Here is a 20,641-nt window from a genome sequence, read left to right as displayed (position 1 = left end):
GTATAATAGGAATACAAGATTTACAACAGCCGTTAGAAGTGACACATAAAGTTCATATACCCTTTAAATTAATTTTAGTAGGGTATATATGTGTTTTAGTAGATGATTAGGGTATTCGTTCGAGCTGACAATAAGCTATTAAGTACATTAGAAATGAAATAAAGGGGTGATTAACATTAGAAAAATATCAATTTTCTTAGGAGTAACAGCCGGTGTCTCTAGTGTATTTTTATGGGTTATATTAAATTTTTATAATCCTTATTCCGATCCTAATGGCGTTGGACCTATATTAATGACATTCTTTATGTTGTTTCTTCCTGCTTGTCTAGCTATTATCGCTTCTTTAACATCTAAAAATTTCTTAATGCTAATATCATTTTTATGGTCATTACCCATAAGTTTATATTTAGTTTTTACACCTAGTATTTTTATTTTGTTTGGAATCACCAATATTTTTTATTTAATTAGCTTTCTTTTAATACGAATAGCCAAAAAAAGAAATGTGGTAAAACAATTTTAAAACTTAAAAACCATCAAATCAAAGTATACTTTGATTTGATGGTTTTTCGTTAATATAATGAAATATCAAGATCTAATAACCAACTAGCTTCTCCGCTTTTTGTCCAGCTAACATCATAATTAAAACCACCAGCTGTATATCCGTATATTATTACTGAATGAGAAATATCTGTTCTCTGATCATTACTTTGAAAATCATAATTGTAGTAAGAGGTATATAACTTACTATAAACAGTTTCTCCTCCATCAATAGTAGTTAATCCAGCAAATCTATTTTCATTTACATACCAATGGGTTCCCAAACTACTTGGATTAGCACCCCAAGCCGAACCAGTCCTATGGTCATATCCACCACTAGTCCAATATAATTTATGCTTAGTTATCGCTAAGTCTGCTCCAACAGGATCATCAGTTGTGGCAATAATTCCACCTGACATTGTAGCCAATAATGAATTTTCCATTTTTACAATTGATTCTTTAGTAGTGTTTTCTTCGTTTACCTCTTTTGCAATCGATTCTTTAGTAGTATTTAATTCTTCACCTTGCATTTTTGTAGCTACATAAGTCTTATTTTTCTCATCAATTTCGACGTCATACGTCTGAATACCATCATTTTTTCCATGAAACCCTTTAATATTAATAACTTCACTACCATCTGGCTTTACAATGTACTCCGCTTTTTCAAAAACCTTTTCTGTAGCAGAATCTGGTTGCAACACACTAACAGATACCTTGTTGTTTTTACTTTTACTTTCAGCTGAAACACTTGATGTAGTAATCATAGATGAAAAAATTAAGACGAAAACTAATGGCGTCAACAACAATTTAATTTTTTTCATTAAACTACTCCCTCTATTGAATTTACAACAGTATGTGCGCACAGGTAGATTGTACCATTTAGATCTTTTGGAAAAAAGAAGCAGTTTTCAGGAAAAATTGAAACCGTTAATGTGTATGAGGATAACGTGCTTGTCGTTGAGGCACTTGAAAATGTACCAGAAGGATCCGTTATTGTTGTGAACGGTGGAGGTTCGAATCGATGCGCACTTCTCGGCGACCGTTTAGCAGGGATAGCGCAAGAAAGAAAGCTGTCCGGCATTATTATAAACGGCAGCGTTAGGGATTCCGCCGATCTTGCTAACATGGATGTTGGCATTCTTGCATTAGGGACACATCCGCTTAAAAGCAGGAAACTTGGCAAGGGTGAACGGAATAGCACGCTTCACTTCGGTGGAGTCGAATGGCGTCCCGGAGAGTATGTCTACGTGGATGAAGACGGTGTTATTGTTTCGAAGCAACCGCTATTGTCGGATCACGAATAACTTGTTCCACTAACAGAACCGTTGATTTGAAGTACTTTAATTACATAAATAGTTAGAGGTTTTGGAGGTTAATTTATTGGATATAAGAAAACCAAGAGAATACGAAATTGAAAAGATTTTAGATTTATCACCACAAGTGATTTTCGAGGGAACGTTAGGTGAAGTGAAACCTACAATTGAAAAAGCAAAACAACTGGTAGAACTTCTTTTAAAAAAGGATTGCTATTATTTAATTTCAACAGACAGCAATAAGTTGATGGGCTGGATTCTTATAGGTGGTAGTAAAGATCAGTTTTCAAATAAGACAATTGGATTTATTTATGAATTATTCGTTTTAGAAGAATATAGAGGAAAAGGTATCTCAAAACAATTGATTAATACAGCAGTTGAACAACTTAAACAAGAAGGATATTCAGAAATCCGGTTAAGTGTATTTAATGGAAATAAAGCAATTAAACTATACGAAAGTATGGGGTTTAAAACCAGAACAGTTAGTATGAGTTTATCTGTATAAATCATATGAAATATAACTTTTAGAGTTGAAGAAAGGGTTTATTCATGGGCATTAGGAATTATCTGATAGAAGGCGTTTCCTGTTCCGGAAAAACTACGGTCTGCAACGAATTGCTGCGGCGAGGGTACCAAGCCATTCATGGGGACCGTGAATTGGCTTATCAAGGCGATCCGGAAACTGGTACACCGACGGATAGCGCCAAGCACGAGAATCACATTTGGGATGTAGATAAAGTAAAATCTTTGGTCGCAAACCAGGATGAGGAGGTAACATATTTCTGCGGAGGTTCAAGGAACTTTTCGAAATTCATAGATCTTTTTGATGGCGTGTTTGTCCTCGAGGTCGACATGGACACATTGAATCGGCGGCTAGACGGACGACCGGAAAATGAGTTTGGTGGAAAAAAAGCAGAACGGGAATTCATTGCGCGATTGCACAAAACGAAAGAAGACATTCCGAAAAACGGAATTATAATCGACGCCACCGCACCAATCGAGAATGTTATTGACGAGATTATCCGGCAGAGCGAAGAAAACAGAGAGCATCGACAGTAACGGGATATGGATAGTCCGATTAACTGAGCTATCGGTGTTTTGATGGAAAATAGATTGTGAGCAGCAAGTTAAAACGCTTAGATTAAATGGGCGTTTTTGCTTGCTATTTTTATTATTAAATTGTAATTAATATATGATTGACCACACTGGTCATTTGTGTTATATTGATGTTGACCACATTGGTCATTGTAATTGAAGTTGAAGGGAGGCAGGCATTATTAATCCCATATTTAACAGTTTAAAACCAGAGAAACAAGCGCTTATTATTAACGCAGCAACACAAGAATTTGTTAAAAATGGTTTTGAAAAAGCATCCACGAATGAAATTGTAAAAAAAGCGAAAATTTCGAAAGGGTCACTATTTAATTATTTTTCCAGTAAAAAAGATCTTTATTTATATTTAATTGAATACGGTGTTCAATTTGTCGAGAAATTATATGATGAAATCGATTTGAGTGAACAGGATATTTTTAAACGAATCGAGAAAATTGGATTAATCGAAGTGCAGATTCTACGGAAATTTCCACATGTGTTTAATTTTTTAACTTCTTTAACTCGAGAGGAATCGGATGAGGTCAAAGAAACGGTTCAGCAGACTGTGGATTTTATGTTTAAAGAAGGGTTTGTAAAACTATACGAGAACTTAGACTATTCCATGTTCCGTGATGATATTGATGTACAAAGAGCGATCGAAATTCTTAATTGGACGATGACCGGATTCGGGGAAAAAGTTGCTAAAGAAATAGACACGTTTGAAGGAATCGGTGATCAATATGTGAGAGAGTGGGAGAATTATTCTAACATACTGAAGCATAGCTTTTATAAATCAGAGGAGGACTAGATCTTGATTTACACGCAGTTCCAAATACGAGAATGCGAGTCTGAAGGAGGAGTTTAATTATTATGGAAAAAATGGTGGAAGTACACGGTTTGCAAAAAAAATTCGGTAAGTTCCAAGCGTTAAGCGATGTGACATTTACGGTGAATGCAGGAGAGGTTGTTGGTTTTATTGGTCCGAACGGTTCTGGAAAATCGACTACAATCCGCACCTTACTTGGAATTATCAAACGGGATGCAGGTAATGTGGAGATTTTCGGTAAGGACGTTTGGAAAGATAGTCTGGAAATCCACAAACGCATATCGTATGTCCCGGGAGATGTCTCGTTGTGGGGAAGTTTAACAGGTGGCGAAATTATTGATCTGTTCCTTAAATTGCACGGTGGTGGAGATAAGCAAAAGCGCGATCATTTAATTAAACGCTTTGAACTCGATCCTAAGAAAAAAGCAAAAGGATATTCGAAAGGTAATCGTCAGAAGGTTGGTTTGATTGCTGCATTATCAGTTGATTCGGATTTATATATTTTTGATGAACCAACTTCTGGTCTTGATCCGTTGATGGAAGCGGTTTTCCAGGATGAAGTTGAAAAGATCAAAGAGTCTGGAAAAGCGATCCTGCTGTCCTCACATATTTTGAGTGAAGTGGAACGCTTGGCGGATAAGGTTGTCATCATTCGCCAGGGTGAAATTGTGGAAACGGGTACCCTTGACGAACTGCGTCACTTGACTCGTTCTACGATTACGATTGAAACAGAAGCTGATGTGGCTGCGATGGCCAACGTTGATGGTGTATTTAATTTCGAACAAAAAGAGAACCAAGCGACATTCTCTGCAGATAATCAGTATCTCAACGATATCTTAATGGAAGCAAGCAAACTAGGTGTCAGGAAATTTCAATCGGTACCACCAACACTTGAAGATTTGTTCATGCGTCATTATGAAGGCTAATTGTTGAAAGGAGGGTGACATACGATGAAGGAAAAATTTGCACGCTTTGATACTTTGTTTCTACTATATCTAAAACGTGATTGGAAAAAAATTATTATTTGGGTTATCGGACTTGGCTTGTTTTCCGCTGCTTACGTTCCAGCTTTTGAAGAAATAATAAAAGGGGAAGGGCTAGCGGGTATGTTCGAAACCTTGCAGAATCCTGCAATGATCGCAATGGCTGGACCCACTTCGGTTGAAAGTGCAAGTGAATATACGTTAGGAGCCATGTATGCACACGAGATGTTACTGTTTTGTGGGTTATTTGCGATGGTAATAGCGATTTTACACGTTGTAGGTCATACCCGGAAAGAAGAGGATCTTGGTCTTACGGAGCTTGTGCGATCCTTTCAAATTGGTCGTCAGGCAAATTCGCTTGCTGCACTTGCAGAGACAATTTTCATTAATGGCCTATTAGCAATCTTTATTGCGGGAGTCATGATGAGCTTCGGTGCCGATACGATTACTGTTGAAGGTTCCCTTTTATTTGGATTATCAATTGGAATCGCTGGTGTTATCGGTGCTTGCATTGCGCTGGTTATGGCGCAAGTGATGCCGACTTCAGCTGGCGCAACAGGTGCATCACTTGGAATTGTTGGATTACTTTATATTGCACGTGCCGGAACGGATGTCTCAAATGCTGACTTATCCTTGATCAATCCGTTGGGGTGGACTTATTTAACTTATCCGTTTACGGAAAATAACTGGATTTTGCTTACTATTGCCTTGATTTTCAGTGCGGTCATCGTATTCCTTGCGTTTGCCCTTGAAAATGGTCGTGATATGGGAGCTGGCTATCTTCCTGTACGTGAAGGTCGAGACCACGCGAAGAAATCATTGTTGTCCGTCCGCGGTTTATTTATCAAGGTTAACAAAGGCGTGATGATCGGCTGGCTGATTGCGTTTGTTGTCATGGGAGCAGCGTATGGTTCGATTTATGGTGACATGCGGACTTTCCTGGAAAGCAACGATATGATGAAACAAATGTTTAGCCAGACAGGTGCTTCAATAGAAGAATCGTTCACTGGCACGATTATGATGGTCTTGATTGCGATGGTTTCGATTCTGCCAATTGTCGTTGTGAATAAACTTTACGCGGAAGAAAGCCGCCTGCACTTAAGTCAGCTTTATGCTACAAAAGTGACACGCGGCCAACTTTACTGGACCAGTATTGGTATCGCGATTGCTGCAGGAGTGGCAGGAATTCTGTTAGCAGCAGGTACGCTTGGTGCTACAGCTATCGCAGCCATGGGAGACAGCACAACGATGGATCTCGTTGACTTTCTTGCAAGTGGTTTCAACTTCTTACCGTCCGTATTATTCTTCATTGGTCTAGCGGCATTAGCCCTCGGCTGGGCACCGAAACTAGGGAAAGTGGTTTACGTTTACCTTGCTTATTCGTTTCTATTAAACTACTTTGGCGCTATCTTGGATCTGCCAGAATGGTTTTCCAAAACAGCCATACAAAGCTGGATTCCACAAATGCCAATGGAGGACTTCGACGCTCCCATTTTCATTACCATCACTGTGATCAGCGTCACAATGATGGTAATCGGTTACCTAGGTTATAAGAGACGAGATATGATAGAAGGAGCCTAAGGGACAAGAGGGACGGTTCTTTTGTCCCCGGGACACAAGAACCGTCCCTCTTGTCCCAATCAAGTAAAGGGGAGAACCTAAATGAACAAACAAATATCATTAATTCACTCAGCGAATTTAGCTCAAACTGATTACGCACATGCATGTCGGGTACCGGATGGAATGGAGTTACTTTACTTAGCGGGTGCCTGTCCGCTTAATAAAAGCGGAGAAGTTCTTAATCCAGATGATTATGAACTTCAAGCTAAAAGCTGTGTCGAGAATTTGAAAGAAGCATTAAAAGAGTGTAATGCGTCATTAAATGATGTTGTTTATACAAGAGTACTTGTTGCAACACAAGATCGTTCAAATCTGGTGACAGCATGGGAAGCAATAAGAAAAGAATTTGGTAATCACGATGTGCCAAGCACCCTATCCGGAGTCACCGTCTTAGGATATCCAAATCAACTAGTGGAAATCGAATCCGTAGCAGCAATCGAAGGGACATAGGGGACGGTTCTTCTGTCCCTGTTCGTAATAATAACTATTGAAGACGGGATTAGAATGAATGGAATTGTTGAGTCCTGGAGGAGAAATTATTAATTATTATTATAATCAGAAGTGCAAATCGCATAGCGGTTCGCACTTCTTTTTTCGTTGGTAAATTGGATGAAAACCCCAAATTAATTCTGAATTATCTAGGAATTGAGGGAAATTATGGTAAAATAAGTATATATATGTGAATATTTGACTTAACGTATTGAAGCAGGGGAGCGAGAATCATATAGTATAGGAGGATTTTATGCAGCTATCACTATTTGGAATTTCAATAGCTTTATTTGGAATAGCACTCATATTAGTATCAAGTGGTTCATCACCAGTATTCGGACTATTTGTTTCGTTCAGTGGATTGCTAGTTTCACTTGTTGCTTATGTTATAAGTGAATTTAAGAAAGTGAAAAGTAACACTTTATGAAAATAATAGGTGCTTGAGTTAATTGCTGAATGATTTCCTAATTCAACTAACCCAGAAGTGCAGTTTAAAGAACAAGTTCTTATGGTTATTGGAGGTTTTTATATCAAGCACTTTTTTACGCTTACGTTAACTCTATTTTTTCTTGTCGGTTGTGTGTCGGAAGATAATAATCCGAACACTATACCTGAACAATTAAGTGAAAGACAAGAGCACTTTACAGAAGTTTTAATCAAAGAGGACACGGAATACGGTCAGTTGGTTTTCTATTCCTTAGAAAATGAGGAAGGTATGACAGGAGTTGGTTTAGCTATATTTAAAGATGAAAACGGAAAGTGGGAATATTCTGATGGGACAGCACATCTACTTTCGAGAGGAGACGTTGCAGGAAAGGGTTCTATAAAAATAAATGAAGATGTAAAAGTTGTTTATGGATATGTAAACAATCTACCGATTGATGATAGTAAATTAATAAAAAGCGAAGACATAGAAGAAGACACTCTGCTTGTTAATGATTCATTTATCTCATATACATTTATTCAACCAGAACGACAATTAGATAGTAAGTTTGAATAAATATACATACATACAGTACCAACCTACCAGCGTATGCACTATATACAATAAGCAAAATTGCTTTTAGTTAAAGGAGACTACCGATATGAAAATAAGAGAAAGTTTCTTTACGAACAGAATAAAGCCTATTGTCATTACTCAATTTATATTGATTATCCCAATGATTGTACTTATATACTTAACTTTTACGACATATCCCGTTAATTTTTTCTATTCTGGATTTGTACAAATTACTCTTGCAATATCTATGTTTTTAATGGGAATAGAACAATATTTAATAAAAAATAAGGGATGGTCAATTTCTTCATTTATCGTTTCAGTATTATTAATTGCAGTTGCAATACAAAGTTTTTATGTTTCAACTTTAAATTGATCCATAGGGACAGAGGCAGGGACAAAAGAACCGTCCCTCTGTCCCTAACTGGTGCATTACATCAATATGGAAGGCATGTCTTCTTCACCTAACGCAGCAGGGTAGTGGAGTAGGAGGGTTTTTTGTGTTTTGGTTAAAACTTGGTTTGATTACGATAATTGTTTTTGTCGTTATTTCATTAGTTAAACTTATTTTGAGGAGAATTTTTAAAATAGAAAGAGTTAAAAAAGAATTTTTTTCCTATAGTTATATAAATGATTTACATCGGAAAGTAGACAAATCAATAAATATTATTTCTACAATCACTCTATTCATCATATTTTTTGTAGTCTTTTTTTACGACGAGCCCATTGTCCTGTTACCCATTGGATTACTCTTTTTTCAGGGATTAGAAGAATCGGTCAGAGCGTTTTTTGAGTGGAAACATTCTGAATACCCAAAACAAGCTATTTTAACTGTAACTGAGATGCTCCTGGTGTTAACAGTTATTACAGTTGTGATTCAATTTGAATTACTTGGTCCTTATTAAGCAAAAGGGGGCTTTACTTCAATAAAGAGGGCAGCATTTCTAATTCAAAGCTCAGACTATCAATTTAATTGAAAAAGGTAAATATAATCCTTCGTTAAAATTATTTATGTAGTGAATAAGTCATTGGATGAAATATTTTGGATTGATAAGGAGGAGCAGATACGTGAAAAGGATTAAAGATGAACGGCTGCAAATACAAAGTTTGAAAAACATTCGAATTGCGTTTATTCTTCAAACTTTAGGGATAATTGTGATTTTACTTTATGAGATGATCACTGAGGGAGTTCTAGAAGCCACGAATAATCCATTATGGTTCGTATTTCTGATTACAACAGTTGCTTTAAGCTGGCTGAATCTCAAAATATCAGTTGATGTATATGAAAATGCTACAGAAAAGAAAATGCCTGGTCCTTATTATCGAGCGGTTATCCTATCTGCATTAATCGGAATAACGCTTGCACTCCTAGCAAAATTTGGTCCAGATAAAAGCAGTAACAGTGATGCCTTAATTGTCGGTGGAGTAGTTTTTATTTGTTTTCTTATGCCATACACTTTTGTTTATTATGTGCGAAAGAAACGTTTAGACGATAATGATAGTTAATATAATAATACCTAACATATAAACAGTTCAATTCTCTGAACTAAATTTACTTTAAGACGATCACATTATTAATCGTTTCTTCATTTCCAATATTTTTGTCGGAATATTATGTTAGTAACTTAATCTGAAGCTATTCAACTAACGCTCCAGAAGAGTTGAACAAGTAGAACCGGAATTTAAGGAGGAGTAATGTGTTTCGAAAGTTTGAAAATAGCTTGCAAAAAAAGAAAATGATTGATGTGATTGGTGTTGGTGACATTATACAATTTATTGGTGGAAGGGCTTATACAGTAAATAGGGTTGGAATAGGTATGAGTAATATATATCTTGAACAGTACAGCAGGTACCACCCTGTGCCGTTTTCAGGGGATAAACCATATGAAGATAGAGTATGGGAAAGCATTCGTCATCTAAATTACGAAATGAAACAAAAAATGGATTCGATTTATTCTGTGACAAAAACAGAACTGTCCGTAGAACCGGACTTTTATTGTCTTTCCGTTGAGGAAGCTCACGAGAAAGCTATAGAATGTGATAAGAATAGAGAAAGTGATGTTTGAGGGGTTATTGTACAAACGGTTGCTTTACTACAATACGGTTCATGCAACCAGAAACCTTTAATAAACTAACTAGATTTTTTTAGTACAGCATATATGGGGAGGGGTAAGATGTATTTACTTTTATCAATCATTTTAAGTGCCATTTTAGGTTTCGTTTTATTCATGATGGGGCCACTAGTAGGTGGTATTGTTGCTTTTGGAATTGTAGGTGGTTGTATTTTTAGAGGGTTGTATTTATTAAATGACATACATAAAAGAGTTTCATCTAAAATACCAAAAAAAGATATGGTACAAAAGTCATATGAGGATCATTTGGAAAAACGCGATAGTGATAAAAATTCTTATCTGAGCTAGTCCGCTGTAATAAATTTCATAAACAGGTGCTTTACTTTAATAAGGATGGCCGTTCTTATTCACCTAACATGCAGGATAGTTAAAGAGTGTGAAATAATGCTTATAAAAGATAAACAAGCTATGGAGGTTATAAAAATGGGAGTGAAAGGTAAGTTAGGGTTATTAGTTTTAACGTGTATAGTTATTGTGTCTGTAGGATTTTGGTATATGCAAAATGAAATAAATGTGGATAGAGAGGTTTCGATAGATACAGAAGTTAAAAAAGTTGTCAATGAAGTTTCAGATGAATATCAAGTACACTACACTACTATAAGTGATGGCAAAGATTCCATAATTTCAATAAACGTATATGATAAATCTAACGTATCTGAAGTTGAAAGTTATTTAAAAAATAATTTATCCGAAGATGATCTAGATCACTATGAAGTTAATGTATTCTCTAAACGTAATACTTAGACCTAGTACTATCTACTTAAGCGTTTATTTTTTTAATCAATAATTGAACCATATTTTGGCGCAATGTATTGTTCAAAAGATAGGTTCTTGAAATTGAAAGAAGGGAGAAAGGTTCTTTGAAAGTATTACGAAAATTAAATTTCATTATTGCAATAGGAGTATTGAGTACAATGTTTTACCATTATTTTATTGATCGTATCGATTTTTCCATGAATATAATCTCTCTGTTTTTTGCTTTAATGCTTTTACTTTTTGGGATAGAAAAAGTTAAAGAAAAAGATGGTGACAAGAAACTCGGATATACCTACTTACTTGTTGCGTTGGTCTTTTTTACGGGACTGATAGCAGAGTCAGTTGAAATCCTTTAAATAATCAAGGATGTACTTGTATTCACATCTAAATTTGAATGAAACTTATTAACGCATATTTTTTTCAGAAAAGCAATAGGTTAGTTAAATTAAGGCAATAAACACATAGGGGGGATTAGATGAAAGTTGTAGCGTTTTTAGTAATTCTACTTATTTTACTGTTCGTATTAGAAAAAACAACCAATAAGCTGCTTGGAGTCCAAAAGGAAAAAATAGCGAATACACCTGGTAAAAATATTGATCGATGGGGTAGGGGTATTATTCTTATCATCTTCTTAATCACATTATGGTTTGTGATTGAAAAAGATTCAGACGTTATTTTGAAGTTGTATTTTATGATCTATTTCGCGTTATTGTCAGGATTCCAGGCGGTTTTGGAGTTAATCTATATAAAGGATTCAAAGCAATATATCAGTACGACTATATTACTACTAGTGGGTCTCATTATCATATACAATACAGATTTTTTATTTTGATTGAAATAGTCGTTGTTAAACTTAAGCGTTCAGGAGAGTGTATATGACAAGTCTTATTATACTTACGTTGACAATTGTTGTTTTGATTATACTTTTTTCATTACTTGTAAAAAGATTAGAAGTAAAGCTGTTTTTCCCAATAGCATTTGTATTTATTAGCATATGTTTATTTATAATAAGTTTTACAGTGGGGAAATGGGAAGGAATGGGATTAGGAGCAGTGAGCGTTTCTTTATTTGTAGCTTCATCGATTGCTTTAATAGGAATTGTTGTTTTACAACAAGTTAGTTTCAAAGAATGATCTTTTGAGCAATAAGTTTTGTCCTTATTGTTTAAATCAATAGTAGTGTGGGAGAGAGCATAATCAAATGAAAAAAATACAAAGCAGAGTACTATTTTTCGTCATGGCTTTATCTATTTTGCTAAATGTTTTCTTTGTTTTTCTTTATTACCAGGAACAAGACAGAAAAAAAGATGATTTACTGTATGCAGTAGAGAACGTATCACGCCATATGAATCATGCTGCTGAACGCTTAACAGCAATGGATGAGGGTAATCCGGATAACAGGAATCTTATTATAGACGCTTTAAGGGGTGTAGCGATAAGTGAAGGTTGGATTAGAGCAAATGAAACAGTTATGCCTCAAAATTTGGCTTCTTGGATTGGTGGTATGAAGGTAGGTTTAAGTAGTGGTGCGTTTGCTATTGGAAAAGCAGAGTTAAAAAGCACCGCACAGGACATTATCAATTTTAACAACGGATACCACAAAGAAATTAAATCTATTAATTCAAATGACGACCCATATAAACTATTAGAAATAATGGAAGATGTTTTAAGTAGCAAAAAATATATGGGCGACAATTTTATATATAAATAGTAGGGACAGAGGGGACGGTTCTTGTGTCCCAGGGACACAAGAACCGTCCCCTCTGTCCCTTCGTCTCGTGTAGTGAGGAGTGGTTATGTGAAGAAAGTATTGTTTATTATTTTAATTACTTTAATTCTAGGTGCGTGTAGTCAAACTGAAACAAATACAATCAGTTCTGCCACTGAGAATATGCCAGAAAGTATGCCAGAGGATTTTAATTTCTCCGTTCAGTTTGGAATGGGGAAAAAGAATGAAATTAACACTTTTGAAGGAATAGTTACGAAAGATTTAATAACAGATGGAACGGCAACCGCAGAGATAACCTTAACAGAGAAAGAAATGAGCAAGGTCTATGAGGAAATGAGAGAGGTTAACATAGTTGAATTAAACAATTTTACGCCCGAGTCTGTAAACGGAACAATTTGCATTCAGGATCCGCACGGAGAAGATGAATGGAAGATTACCTTCAACAACGAAACAATAACCCATTTCCTATCATTGAAATACTGTGAACCAACCAATGATGCAAGAAAATTAATTCAGTTGAGAAATTATGTTCTTAAAATTATTAAGAACAAGGATGAATATCAAGCGCTTCCTGATTCCAAAGGACGGTATCAATAAGTTATCCCAAGACCATAAATAACATGGTAAATAATTATGAAATTAAATCACTTAATAAATTTATTTCATGGTTCTATTGATATTTAAAAAAATGCCCAGTTCAATTTAACTGAGCATTACATATTCTCCATATTTAATTGATCTGCTCGGCCAATTCTATAATAACCCCTTCAGGCCCGCGAACATAGCATAGTTTATAAGCATTTTCGTAGTTTTGTATCTCACCAAATAGTTCCGCGCCATTCTTTTTCAATTTGTTAACAACCTCTTCAATATCTTCAACAGCAAATGCGATATGCCGGATACCCAAGGAATTTGCAAACGATTCCTGTATAACTTTTTCGTCCGACGGGTTATGGAATTTAACTAGTTCCATATTTGCCTGGCCGTCTGGAACCCCTAACATTACAACCGTTTGTCTAACGTCCTTTAATCCAATTATCTGTTCCACCCAATCACCCTTAACCTCTGCTTCCCCGAAAACTTCAAGTCCAAGGTTTACAAAAAATGCTTTGGCCGCAGGAAGATCTTTTACGATAACACCAACATGATCTATTCTCTGGATTTTCATATCTCGTACCTCCTTTGTCATATATGCTAAACATTTCTTTACTCGTTACCTATTTTTAACACAAAAGCAATTGAGGTAGATCCAATAAATTCCTCTCCATTATACCAAATAGCAGTCAATAAATAATGTTTTTTTGCGCCTTCTTCGTGGAGAGGGATTTTGTTACTTTCAAGACTATGATCTTCTATGCTCGCACTTTCACCATGTAACTCCATTTGTTGAACTATATAACTCATCTTTGATGGCTTTGGGCCGTCTACTTCTATTTTAATATCATTATCTACTGCAACCTTAGTGGGTTGAATGCGGTTTGTCATTTCTACTAAATTTACATTCTCAAAACCTGCTGATTGTTCAGTGCAATTTTTTGCCCAGCAATCTTTTATAACCTTAGTTGTGACTTCTTTATCCCCTTGAATCAGGGTAATAGTGGTTTTTTCTTCAAACTCTTTTTTATCTTTATCTGTGTTGGAACCGCTTGAAGTATTAGAACCACCTGATTGACAAGCAGTTAATAACAGAATAAGCAATAAAAAGTTCATTTTTTTCATTATCTAAGCTCCTTGACTATATTTCAGTTAATTCACATCATAATACTTTAGATCACAATTTTAAAGCGAAAAAAGAAGTAATATTGCCTTTTTATGGAAATAAAGATACTATAAGTATGAACGTAAAAATTAGAATACTGTGATAAATATGTATAAATTGGGACAGAGGGACGGTTCTTGTGTCCCTGGGACACAAGAACCGTCCCTCTGTCCCTTCCAATAGAAGGGAGGGGGAGAAGATGGTGAAATTCAGTTTTACAGAAACGGAACGAGATCAATTAATGTCCAATTTGATGAAAGATGGAAAGGTCAGTAAAGTTCCTTCAAAAGAGAAAAAGAAATATATCCTATTAAATGAATTCATAAAACGGTTTGATGAAGGGAAAACGTATTCCGAGCAAGAAATTAATGATGAGCTCCTTACCATGTACTCAATCAACGAATACGTTGAACAACGAAGGTATCTCATAACGTTTAAACTATTTAATCGAACATTGGATGGTTCACAATATTGGTTAAATCGTGATGTTGTTGCGAAATAAGTTGAAGAGTGATAGCTGATTTTTTTGCATGTAATAGAATTGATAAAGATAATTTGATAGGGGAACATACATATGGAAGATTTTATTAATGGATTTGGAATGGGATTCGACCTATTGTGGTCTATTCTGTCTGCTGAACCTAAACTAACCGCACTTATTTTATTATTCATCGGGTCAATGGTTTTAGTAGCTTTTATCGTTAATATGGTAAGAGAATACAGGTTGAAAAAGTCAGGTATGCTAGACGTTGATGAAATGCCAGGCAGGAAATTTGAAGAATATCTGCAAGTCTTATTAAGGAGCAGAGGATACAAGGCAAGTTTAACTCCGGAGACAGGCGATTATGGTGCAGATCTTATTCTCTCGACACAAAAGAAAAAGATTATTGTTCAAGCTAAAAGGTATAAGAAAAATGTTGGCATAAAAGCAGTTCAGGAGATCGCATCGGCTAAAAGTCATTACAGAGCTGAAGAGTGCTGGGTGATAACGAATAGTTTTTTTACACAAGCAGCTAAAAACTTAGCGCTTTCCAATAAAGTCCGATTAATTGATCGAAATGAATTGATGGGTTGGATGATCAACCAGAACAAGAGTGCATAACAAGAATTGATAAGAAAAAGAGCGCATTTGACCATGCATTACATTTTATAACCGAACTCACAGTTTGTAGAAACTGGTTATGAAATGTCAAAAGCCAGTAGTAGCTATCTCTTGCTACTGGCTTTTTTCTGTTTTAGCAAACAGCCGATATCGTTCAAAGGCAACTAAATCTTATTTTTCACCAATAACTGCAACTGTCTGGAAGTGTCTTGAATCTGGACCATTCTTTAATTCAACATTCTTGAGACCGGTTTGCTTCATTATCGGAATTAACTGCTCGTCTATCATGCTTTTAATACCTTCCCATGTCTGTCCATCTTTGCCTTCACAAAGTGTAATTACAGTAGTTCCTCCGGGTTTCAGAACTCGGTGGATCTCTGAAATGGTTTTAGGTAAGTCGTCCCAAAAATACACCGAATGTATGCTGAATATCTTTGTGAAGTGTTCATTTTGAAAAGGTAATTGGTTTACATTACCTTGTATCAATTGCGCGTTTCCCTTGTTTATTTCTTTACGATTTCTAATCGTCGCTGATTGAAGAACTGCTTTAGATCTATCCAAACCTACGACCTGGTTAACCGTTGATTGTTTTTGTAAAAGTTTCATGGCGTAACCAGCCCCACAACCTAGTTCTAATATATCTTCGTCTACCTGAAGATTTAATAGTTTGATTGTCCACGATGTCTCAGGTCGATGCTGGCGAGTCATTTTTTCCCCGATGTAGATCCCGAGCAATCCTCTTGGGTCTTTGTATTGAACGTCTATTAATTCAGTAAAACGTGTGACCAATCCCATAAGTAACCTTCTTTCGTTTATATAGGGACAAAGGGACGGTTCTTGTGTCCCGGGGACACAAGAACCGTCCCTTTGTCCCTCTCCTTATGAAAAATTATAAATGTGGTGGACGAATTAAACAATATAATATAAGTTATAGTTACTATTAAATATTTTTATGGATGGATGGTGGGTGCGACTTGGAAATTAATCAATTAAAAGCATTTGATCATGTAATTCGATTAGGGTCTTTTAGTAAAGCAGCAAGATACCTGAATGTCTCGCAGCCTACGATAAGTATTAGGATAAAAGAGCTTGAAAAAAGTGTCGGTGGGGCACTGTTTTATCAGTCCGGTAAACAGATGAAGTTAACAGAGCTTGGGAATGGATTTCTCCCATATGCTCGGCAGGCTTTAGACGTTCTGATAAAGGGAGTAGAAAGAGCACAATTAATTAAAGAAGGAAAAATGGGTGAAGTCACGGTAGGTACGTTGCCTACTTTCACAAATGGCATATTTAGTTCGACCATTGCTGATATTCACGAGAAATATCCCGATATAAACGTAGCAATCCATACAGGGCATAACCAACAAATCATTGAGATGCTTTATGACGGTTCGATTAATTTAGGATTCATGACGCATCCGTTTTTTAATAGTGATTTGAAAAAACTTTGCTTGATCAAAGAACCTTTACTATTAGTGGCGCACAAAAGTCATCAATTAAGCAATTTAGAAAGGATGTCCTATACGCTGGAAGAAGTTTTTGAAACAAGCAAACCATATATTCTTGTTGATTGGAGCGACGAAAGCAAACATTGGCAAAGGACTTTTTTGAACTATCGAATGGATACGCTTGAACTTCCACCTGCAACAGCTTTGGATCTGGTTAGCAAGGGAAAGGGAGTATCCTTACTTACTGAAACCTTGGCAAAAGACCTATTAAATGCCGGAACGATCGTTAAACTTGAGCCAGCGGACTTCCCGGAATTATTCAGGGAAGTGGCCGCGGTAAGTTTAGAAAGTGAACATTCACTCTCGCCATCTGCACAAAGCTTTTTAACGGTTTTAAAAGATAATATAAAATAGAGGGACAGAGGGGGACAGAGGGGACGGTTCTTGTGTCCCCGGGACACAAGAACCGTCCCCTCTGTCCCTTATAATTAACATATTCAATCATCAAATTAACTTATTCAATAAAAATAAAATAATTTGTAAATAATATTAAAGTTTAACTTGAACTTTAGAATATATCGTGTATGATTAGATTAAATAAAAGAAAGGGGAAGCGTATGTCGTATCCTTTACTTACTAATTGTCCTGTTTGCAGCAAATCACTTAAAATTACGAAGCTTGAGTGTAACCATTGCCACACAACGGTAGAAAATGAATTTGAAGTTTCAAAACTGGCAGCTCTTGGTCAGGAACAGCTGCATTTTATTGAGGTTTTTCTTAAGTGCCGTGGAAATATTAAAGAGGTCGAAAAAGAACTTAGAATTTCTTATCCGACTGTCAGAGGGAAATTAGATGAAATCATCACGAATCTGGGATATTCCTCGCCAAAGAAACCGGAAGTGGATAAGAAAAAAATTGTATCGTTATTGGAAAAAGGTGAAATTACGCCAGAAAAGGCCATTCGATTATTAAAAGAGGGGGACGTATAATGAAGGACGAAATTTCTAGAGTCTTAACACTGATGGAAGAAGGAAAGATTGATAAGGACAAGGCAAGTGAATTAATTGATATGTTACAAAAAGATGAGTCGGACGTGGAGTCAATAAATAGGGAAGTCCCCTATGGTAAAAAGATGCTAAAGCTTCGCGTGATCTCCGAAGATGGGGATAATGTAAAGGTGAATGTACCGATTAATCTGGTCAAGTCTCTATTATCAGTAGGTTCAAATATAGCTGAAAATATACCGCAAGCAGAGAAGTATGTAAAGGATATTGACGTTAACCTGCTCATCGCTGCAATTGAAAACGAATTGGTAGGAGAGATTGTTGACATCAAATCGGCCAACGGTGATATCGTTCATGTGGTGATTGAATAAATCATGTTAAAAGTCAGGATGAAATTAAACGGTAAACGATTCATGCTTCCTATCCCCTATACGGTTTTAAATGGTGCTAGTTTGGTCATTACATCAAAAAGGCTTACACGCTTACTGAATAAAGCAATTGCAAAGAATGGCAGTCAGTTCGTCTTCCCGGAAATAGAAAGAAAAGATCTGAAGCGATTGCTGAAGGAATTTTCAAAGCACAGGGGAGTTACCCTTGTCGATATGAGGGCTAGTGATGGTACGGAAGTAGAAGTAAAGCTGTAAACAACTTCTGGCCATATCGTTAAATAGACAAAGCGTAGAGATAACATTTCTCTAGGCTTATTTTTTTTATAAAAAACTACTTTACAAAATGTCATAATAGTTGTATGGTTGGATAGTCGAGTAATCAACCATACAGATAGATGAATTCGGAGGTGAAACCTGTTGAAGCCATCATTAGATGAAAATCAACCACTTTTTCAGCAAATTGCTGAAATTATACTTACTGACATCGTTGAAGGTCATTTAAAAGAAGAAGAACAGTTGCCCTCCGAGAACGAATTGTCTCGTTTTTACAATATTAACCGAGCAACCGTTAGAAAAGGTCTTCAGTCGTTAGTAGACGATGCCTTTGTTTATAAAAAAAGAGGGATCGGAATGTTTGTGAGTGAGGGGGCTTATCAAAAAATAATTGATGAACGGCAGAAACAATATCGCCAGAATTATATAACGCCTTTATTAGAAGAAGGAGAGCGGTTAGGGATGGACGTTCACAAAATTATCCAATTAATTAAAAAGGAGGGGCACGTATGATAGAGATCAATCAGGTGCACTACGGATACGATTCAACCATTGTACTGCAGGATTTTAATTTCTCTGTGAACGAGAAAGTCATCGTTGGACTTTGGGGACGAAATGGTACGGGAAAAACGACTTTTATGAAATTGCTGGCTGGTCATTTAAAACCTGATCAGGGTGAGATAAACATAATGGGATTTAATCCTTATAACCATCATCTAACATCCGATCATGTATGTTTTATGCAGGAAGAGCATCCATTCAGCCTTATTTGGAAGGTGAAAGATGCGCTGCGTTTCGGTGATTATTACAATCCGAATTTTGATATGGATTTCGCTGAAGGGCTGTTAACTGTTTTTAATTTAGATGAAAACAAAAATGTGAGTAAGCTCTCTAAAGGTATGAAATCCGCACTGCAATTTATAATCGGTATTGCTAGTAATGCTGATATAACCATACTTGACGAACCAACCAATGGGTTAGATGCGGGTATGCGCAAGAAATTTTACAACGTATTAATGGAGAGTTATGAAGAAAACCCGAGACTCATCTTTATGTCATCCCATCATATCGAAGAAACGCAAACACTGTTTGATGCGTTGGTGGTAATTCATGATGGTAAGGTAGTGCTTCATGAAACGATGGAAGCGATGAGAGAAAAAGGCATCTGGTTAAGTGGGGAGAAGACTTTTTTATTAAATATAACCGAGTCGCACACCGTGCTTGAGCAACAGGAAATGGGTTCAAAAATGAAAGTCTTGCTTGACGAACCTTATTCTGACGAGTGGAAAATTTATGCCCAAACCCATGGCTTATCTATTGAACCAGCGTCCCTGCATGACTATTTATTAAATCGAACAGAGGACCGAAACGAGGTGGAGGTATGAACATGAACGGCGGGACTTTCAGGCTGGTTTATGAAGATGCACGAGCAACGTTTGGTAAAGTGATTTTACTCTATTTAACTATCCCGTTATTTTTCTTATGGTTATCCATTGGCTATTTCTTCCCTTTGGGAGGAGATGTTGTAGCAGCCATTTCAGGACCAGCATACTTTTTTATTTCCTTTTTTTCCATTACCGGATTCAAAACGATGTACCCTGTAGCGATAGGGATGGGAAGTACCAGGACTAGTTTGTTAAAAGCCTATTACGTGGTCGGTTTAGCAAGTGTTCTAATTGTCACATTTGTATTAAACATCCTTCAATTACTGCTCGTAACCTTTTATGAACGCTGGGATGTAGCTGCTAAAATATTGCATCCAGCAATCTTTATTCTGGATGAGTATTCCTTTCTTTCTTATTTTCTACTAGATCTCTTGTTTATAACGATTATCTTTTCGATTTCTTTCTTATTGTTTACGATTTATTATCGTTTGGGATTCATGAAGAGTATTGTATGGCTAATGGTTTTGATCATTATCGGTACGTTGCTGAAGTACAGTGGATTAGTTAGTTTCTCCTTGTTTAGCTGGATAACTGGTCAGGATATTAATGGTACCGTATTGTATAGTAGTCTCCTGTTCATAAGTTTAGTGGCTCTATTTATAACGTATCCCATTATGCGAAATGCGTCGTTACAGGCAAAACCGAGGAAGAGTTAACGATTTAAATTAAATTTGACGTATGAATAGGCTGGTTTATCGGTGCTAAACTGATAAATCGGCCATTTTTTTATTGGATATTTATGTTAAAA

34 protein-coding genes and 2 pseudogenes are annotated in these 20,641 nt (G+C 36.2%); 31 read left to right on the top strand and 5 right to left on the bottom strand.

What is annotated here, in order from left to right; translation table 11 throughout:
* Window positions 1–258 precede the first annotated feature (258 nt).
* Entirely contained in the window at window positions 259–450 is a 192-nt protein-coding gene (locus tag VBD025_RS15275) for a hypothetical protein (RefSeq protein WP_430786988.1), read from the bottom strand.
* Between the two features lie 119 nt (window positions 451–569).
* Window positions 570–1,358 (bottom strand): hypothetical protein, encoded by a 789-nt coding sequence (locus VBD025_RS15270; protein ID WP_430786986.1) that lies wholly within the window; start codon window positions 1,356–1,358, stop codon window positions 570–572.
* A 48-nt stretch (window positions 1,359–1,406) separates the two neighbouring features.
* On the opposite strand from VBD025_RS15270, the gene rraA reads away from it, so the two are divergent.
* The 22 genes and pseudogenes from rraA to VBD025_RS15160 all read left to right on the top strand — a co-directional run bounded on the left by rraA (window position 1,407) and on the right by VBD025_RS15160 (window position 13,070).
* Window positions 1,407–1,841: a ribonuclease E activity regulator RraA gene (gene rraA / locus VBD025_RS15265; RefSeq protein ID WP_430791448.1), complete on the top strand. Its 435-nt coding sequence runs from the start codon at window positions 1,407–1,409 to the stop codon at window positions 1,839–1,841.
* A 76-nt stretch (window positions 1,842–1,917) separates the two neighbouring features.
* Window positions 1,918–2,355 (top strand): GNAT family N-acetyltransferase, encoded by a 438-nt coding sequence (locus VBD025_RS15260; RefSeq protein WP_430786984.1) that lies wholly within the window; start codon window positions 1,918–1,920, stop codon window positions 2,353–2,355.
* A gap of 44 nt (window positions 2,356–2,399) precedes the next feature.
* Entirely contained in the window at window positions 2,400–2,909 is a 510-nt protein-coding gene (locus tag VBD025_RS15255) for an AAA family ATPase (RefSeq protein WP_430786982.1), read from the top strand.
* Between the two features lie 214 nt (window positions 2,910–3,123).
* Window positions 3,124–3,297 (top strand): annotated as a pseudogene (locus VBD025_RS15250) (TetR/AcrR family transcriptional regulator); the annotation flags it as partial.
* A gap of 63 nt (window positions 3,298–3,360) precedes the next feature.
* Window positions 3,361–3,750, top strand: a complete 390-nt coding sequence (locus VBD025_RS15245; protein WP_430786980.1) for a hypothetical protein — start codon at window positions 3,361–3,363, stop codon at window positions 3,748–3,750.
* 62 nt (window positions 3,751–3,812) lie between these two features.
* Window positions 3,813–4,694: an ATP-binding cassette domain-containing protein gene (locus VBD025_RS15240; protein WP_430786978.1), complete on the top strand. Its 882-nt coding sequence runs from the start codon at window positions 3,813–3,815 to the stop codon at window positions 4,692–4,694.
* A gap of 24 nt (window positions 4,695–4,718) precedes the next feature.
* On the top strand, window positions 4,719–6,332 hold the full coding sequence (locus VBD025_RS15235) for an ABC transporter permease (RefSeq protein WP_430786976.1): 1,614 nt from the start codon (window positions 4,719–4,721) through the stop codon (window positions 6,330–6,332).
* 81 nt (window positions 6,333–6,413) lie between these two features.
* The gene (locus VBD025_RS15230) at window positions 6,414–6,821 is read left to right on the top strand and encodes a RidA family protein (protein ID WP_430786974.1); all 408 of its coding nucleotides are present in this window, start codon (window positions 6,414–6,416) and stop codon (window positions 6,819–6,821) included.
* Window positions 6,822–7,113: 292 nt separating this feature from the next.
* On the top strand, window positions 7,114–7,287 hold the full coding sequence (locus tag VBD025_RS15225) for a hypothetical protein (protein WP_430786972.1): 174 nt from the start codon (window positions 7,114–7,116) through the stop codon (window positions 7,285–7,287).
* A 57-nt stretch (window positions 7,288–7,344) separates the two neighbouring features.
* Window positions 7,345–7,860 carry a hypothetical protein gene (locus VBD025_RS15220; RefSeq protein WP_430786970.1) on the top strand — a complete coding sequence of 172 codons (516 nt, stop codon included), beginning with the start codon at window positions 7,345–7,347 and terminating at the stop codon, window positions 7,858–7,860.
* Window positions 7,861–7,945: 85 nt separating this feature from the next.
* The gene (locus tag VBD025_RS15215) at window positions 7,946–8,233 is read left to right on the top strand and encodes a hypothetical protein (RefSeq protein WP_430786968.1); all 288 of its coding nucleotides are present in this window, start codon (window positions 7,946–7,948) and stop codon (window positions 8,231–8,233) included.
* Window positions 8,234–8,357: 124 nt separating this feature from the next.
* Entirely contained in the window at window positions 8,358–8,762 is a 405-nt protein-coding gene (locus tag VBD025_RS15210; RefSeq protein WP_430786966.1) for a DUF4181 domain-containing protein, read from the top strand.
* 52 nt (window positions 8,763–8,814) lie between these two features.
* Window positions 8,815–8,939, top strand: a pseudogene (locus VBD025_RS15205) (transcriptional regulator); the annotation flags it as partial.
* Complete coding sequence (locus VBD025_RS15200; RefSeq protein WP_430786964.1) at window positions 8,926–9,363, top strand: hypothetical protein; 438 nt, start codon at window positions 8,926–8,928, stop codon at window positions 9,361–9,363. The pseudogene VBD025_RS15205 and the gene VBD025_RS15200, both read left to right, overlap by 14 nt.
* Before the next feature lie 191 nt (window positions 9,364–9,554).
* Window positions 9,555–9,923 carry a hypothetical protein gene (locus tag VBD025_RS15195; protein ID WP_430786962.1) on the top strand — a complete coding sequence of 123 codons (369 nt, stop codon included), beginning with the start codon at window positions 9,555–9,557 and terminating at the stop codon, window positions 9,921–9,923.
* A gap of 108 nt (window positions 9,924–10,031) precedes the next feature.
* Window positions 10,032–10,277, top strand: coding sequence for a hypothetical protein (locus VBD025_RS15190; protein WP_430786960.1), 246 nt, complete (start codon window positions 10,032–10,034; stop codon window positions 10,275–10,277).
* A gap of 96 nt (window positions 10,278–10,373) precedes the next feature.
* On the top strand, window positions 10,374–10,733 hold the full coding sequence (locus VBD025_RS15185; RefSeq protein WP_430786958.1) for a hypothetical protein: 360 nt from the start codon (window positions 10,374–10,376) through the stop codon (window positions 10,731–10,733).
* A gap of 116 nt (window positions 10,734–10,849) precedes the next feature.
* Complete coding sequence (locus tag VBD025_RS15180; RefSeq protein ID WP_430786956.1) at window positions 10,850–11,101, top strand: hypothetical protein; 252 nt, start codon at window positions 10,850–10,852, stop codon at window positions 11,099–11,101.
* A 119-nt stretch (window positions 11,102–11,220) separates the two neighbouring features.
* A complete protein-coding gene (locus VBD025_RS15175) occupies window positions 11,221–11,577 on the top strand; it encodes a DUF4181 domain-containing protein (RefSeq protein WP_430786954.1) in 357 nt (118 codons plus the stop codon).
* 43 nt (window positions 11,578–11,620) lie between these two features.
* The gene (locus VBD025_RS15170) at window positions 11,621–11,878 is read left to right on the top strand and encodes a YesK family protein (RefSeq protein ID WP_430786952.1); all 258 of its coding nucleotides are present in this window, start codon (window positions 11,621–11,623) and stop codon (window positions 11,876–11,878) included.
* 67 nt (window positions 11,879–11,945) lie between these two features.
* The gene (locus tag VBD025_RS15165; protein WP_430786950.1) at window positions 11,946–12,455 is read left to right on the top strand and encodes a hypothetical protein; all 510 of its coding nucleotides are present in this window, start codon (window positions 11,946–11,948) and stop codon (window positions 12,453–12,455) included.
* Between the two features lie 87 nt (window positions 12,456–12,542).
* A complete protein-coding gene (locus tag VBD025_RS15160) occupies window positions 12,543–13,070 on the top strand; it encodes a hypothetical protein (RefSeq protein WP_430786948.1) in 528 nt (175 codons plus the stop codon).
* A gap of 133 nt (window positions 13,071–13,203) precedes the next feature.
* Here the strand turns inward: VBD025_RS15160 and VBD025_RS15155 are convergent, their stop codons facing one another.
* Window positions 13,204–13,641 carry a VOC family protein gene (locus tag VBD025_RS15155; RefSeq protein WP_430786946.1) on the bottom strand — a complete coding sequence of 146 codons (438 nt, stop codon included), beginning with the start codon at window positions 13,639–13,641 and terminating at the stop codon, window positions 13,204–13,206.
* A 38-nt stretch (window positions 13,642–13,679) separates the two neighbouring features.
* Window positions 13,680–14,192 carry a hypothetical protein gene (locus tag VBD025_RS15150; protein WP_430786944.1) on the bottom strand — a complete coding sequence of 171 codons (513 nt, stop codon included), beginning with the start codon at window positions 14,190–14,192 and terminating at the stop codon, window positions 13,680–13,682.
* 239 nt (window positions 14,193–14,431) lie between these two features.
* Between VBD025_RS15150 and VBD025_RS15145 the strand changes: the two genes are divergently transcribed.
* Window positions 14,432–14,734 carry a DUF2087 domain-containing protein gene (locus VBD025_RS15145; protein WP_430786942.1) on the top strand — a complete coding sequence of 101 codons (303 nt, stop codon included), beginning with the start codon at window positions 14,432–14,434 and terminating at the stop codon, window positions 14,732–14,734.
* Window positions 14,735–14,806: 72 nt separating this feature from the next.
* Window positions 14,807–15,334: a restriction endonuclease gene (locus tag VBD025_RS15140; protein WP_430786940.1), complete on the top strand. Its 528-nt coding sequence runs from the start codon at window positions 14,807–14,809 to the stop codon at window positions 15,332–15,334.
* A 171-nt stretch (window positions 15,335–15,505) separates the two neighbouring features.
* Here the strand turns inward: VBD025_RS15140 and VBD025_RS15135 are convergent, their stop codons facing one another.
* Window positions 15,506–16,129 carry a class I SAM-dependent methyltransferase gene (locus tag VBD025_RS15135; RefSeq protein WP_430786938.1) on the bottom strand — a complete coding sequence of 208 codons (624 nt, stop codon included), beginning with the start codon at window positions 16,127–16,129 and terminating at the stop codon, window positions 15,506–15,508.
* A 179-nt stretch (window positions 16,130–16,308) separates the two neighbouring features.
* Here VBD025_RS15135 and VBD025_RS15130 point away from each other — a divergent pair, with 179 nt between their 5' ends.
* The 7 genes from VBD025_RS15130 (at window position 16,309) to VBD025_RS15100 (ending at window position 20,549) form a co-directional block, all read left to right on the top strand.
* Window positions 16,309–17,196, top strand: a complete 888-nt coding sequence (locus VBD025_RS15130; protein ID WP_430786936.1) for a LysR family transcriptional regulator — start codon at window positions 16,309–16,311, stop codon at window positions 17,194–17,196.
* 203 nt (window positions 17,197–17,399) lie between these two features.
* The gene (locus tag VBD025_RS15125) at window positions 17,400–17,771 is read left to right on the top strand and encodes a DUF2089 domain-containing protein (RefSeq protein WP_430786934.1); all 372 of its coding nucleotides are present in this window, start codon (window positions 17,400–17,402) and stop codon (window positions 17,769–17,771) included.
* A complete protein-coding gene (locus VBD025_RS15120; protein ID WP_430786932.1) occupies window positions 17,771–18,157 on the top strand; it encodes a hypothetical protein in 387 nt (128 codons plus the stop codon). Before VBD025_RS15125 ends, VBD025_RS15120 begins: the two co-directional genes overlap by 1 nt.
* Window positions 18,158–18,160: 3 nt before the next feature.
* Window positions 18,161–18,430: a hypothetical protein gene (locus tag VBD025_RS15115; protein ID WP_430786930.1), complete on the top strand. Its 270-nt coding sequence runs from the start codon at window positions 18,161–18,163 to the stop codon at window positions 18,428–18,430.
* A 162-nt stretch (window positions 18,431–18,592) separates the two neighbouring features.
* Window positions 18,593–18,961, top strand: coding sequence for a GntR family transcriptional regulator (locus VBD025_RS15110; RefSeq protein ID WP_430786928.1), 369 nt, complete (start codon window positions 18,593–18,595; stop codon window positions 18,959–18,961).
* Window positions 18,958–19,833 (top strand): ABC transporter ATP-binding protein, encoded by an 876-nt coding sequence (locus VBD025_RS15105; protein WP_430786926.1) that lies wholly within the window; start codon window positions 18,958–18,960, stop codon window positions 19,831–19,833. Before VBD025_RS15110 ends, VBD025_RS15105 begins: the two co-directional genes overlap by 4 nt.
* A 2-nt stretch (window positions 19,834–19,835) precedes the next feature.
* Window positions 19,836–20,549 carry a hypothetical protein gene (locus tag VBD025_RS15100; RefSeq protein ID WP_430786924.1) on the top strand — a complete coding sequence of 238 codons (714 nt, stop codon included), beginning with the start codon at window positions 19,836–19,838 and terminating at the stop codon, window positions 20,547–20,549.
* Window positions 20,550–20,641: the final 92 nt, after the last annotated feature.

Source organism: Virgibacillus flavescens (assembly GCF_050574275.1).
Classification (GTDB): Bacteria; Bacillota; Bacilli; order Bacillales; family Amphibacillaceae; genus Virgibacillus_F; species Virgibacillus_F flavescens.
Note: the sequence above shows the minus strand (reverse complement) of the source record. Positions and strands in the feature narration are given on the sequence as shown.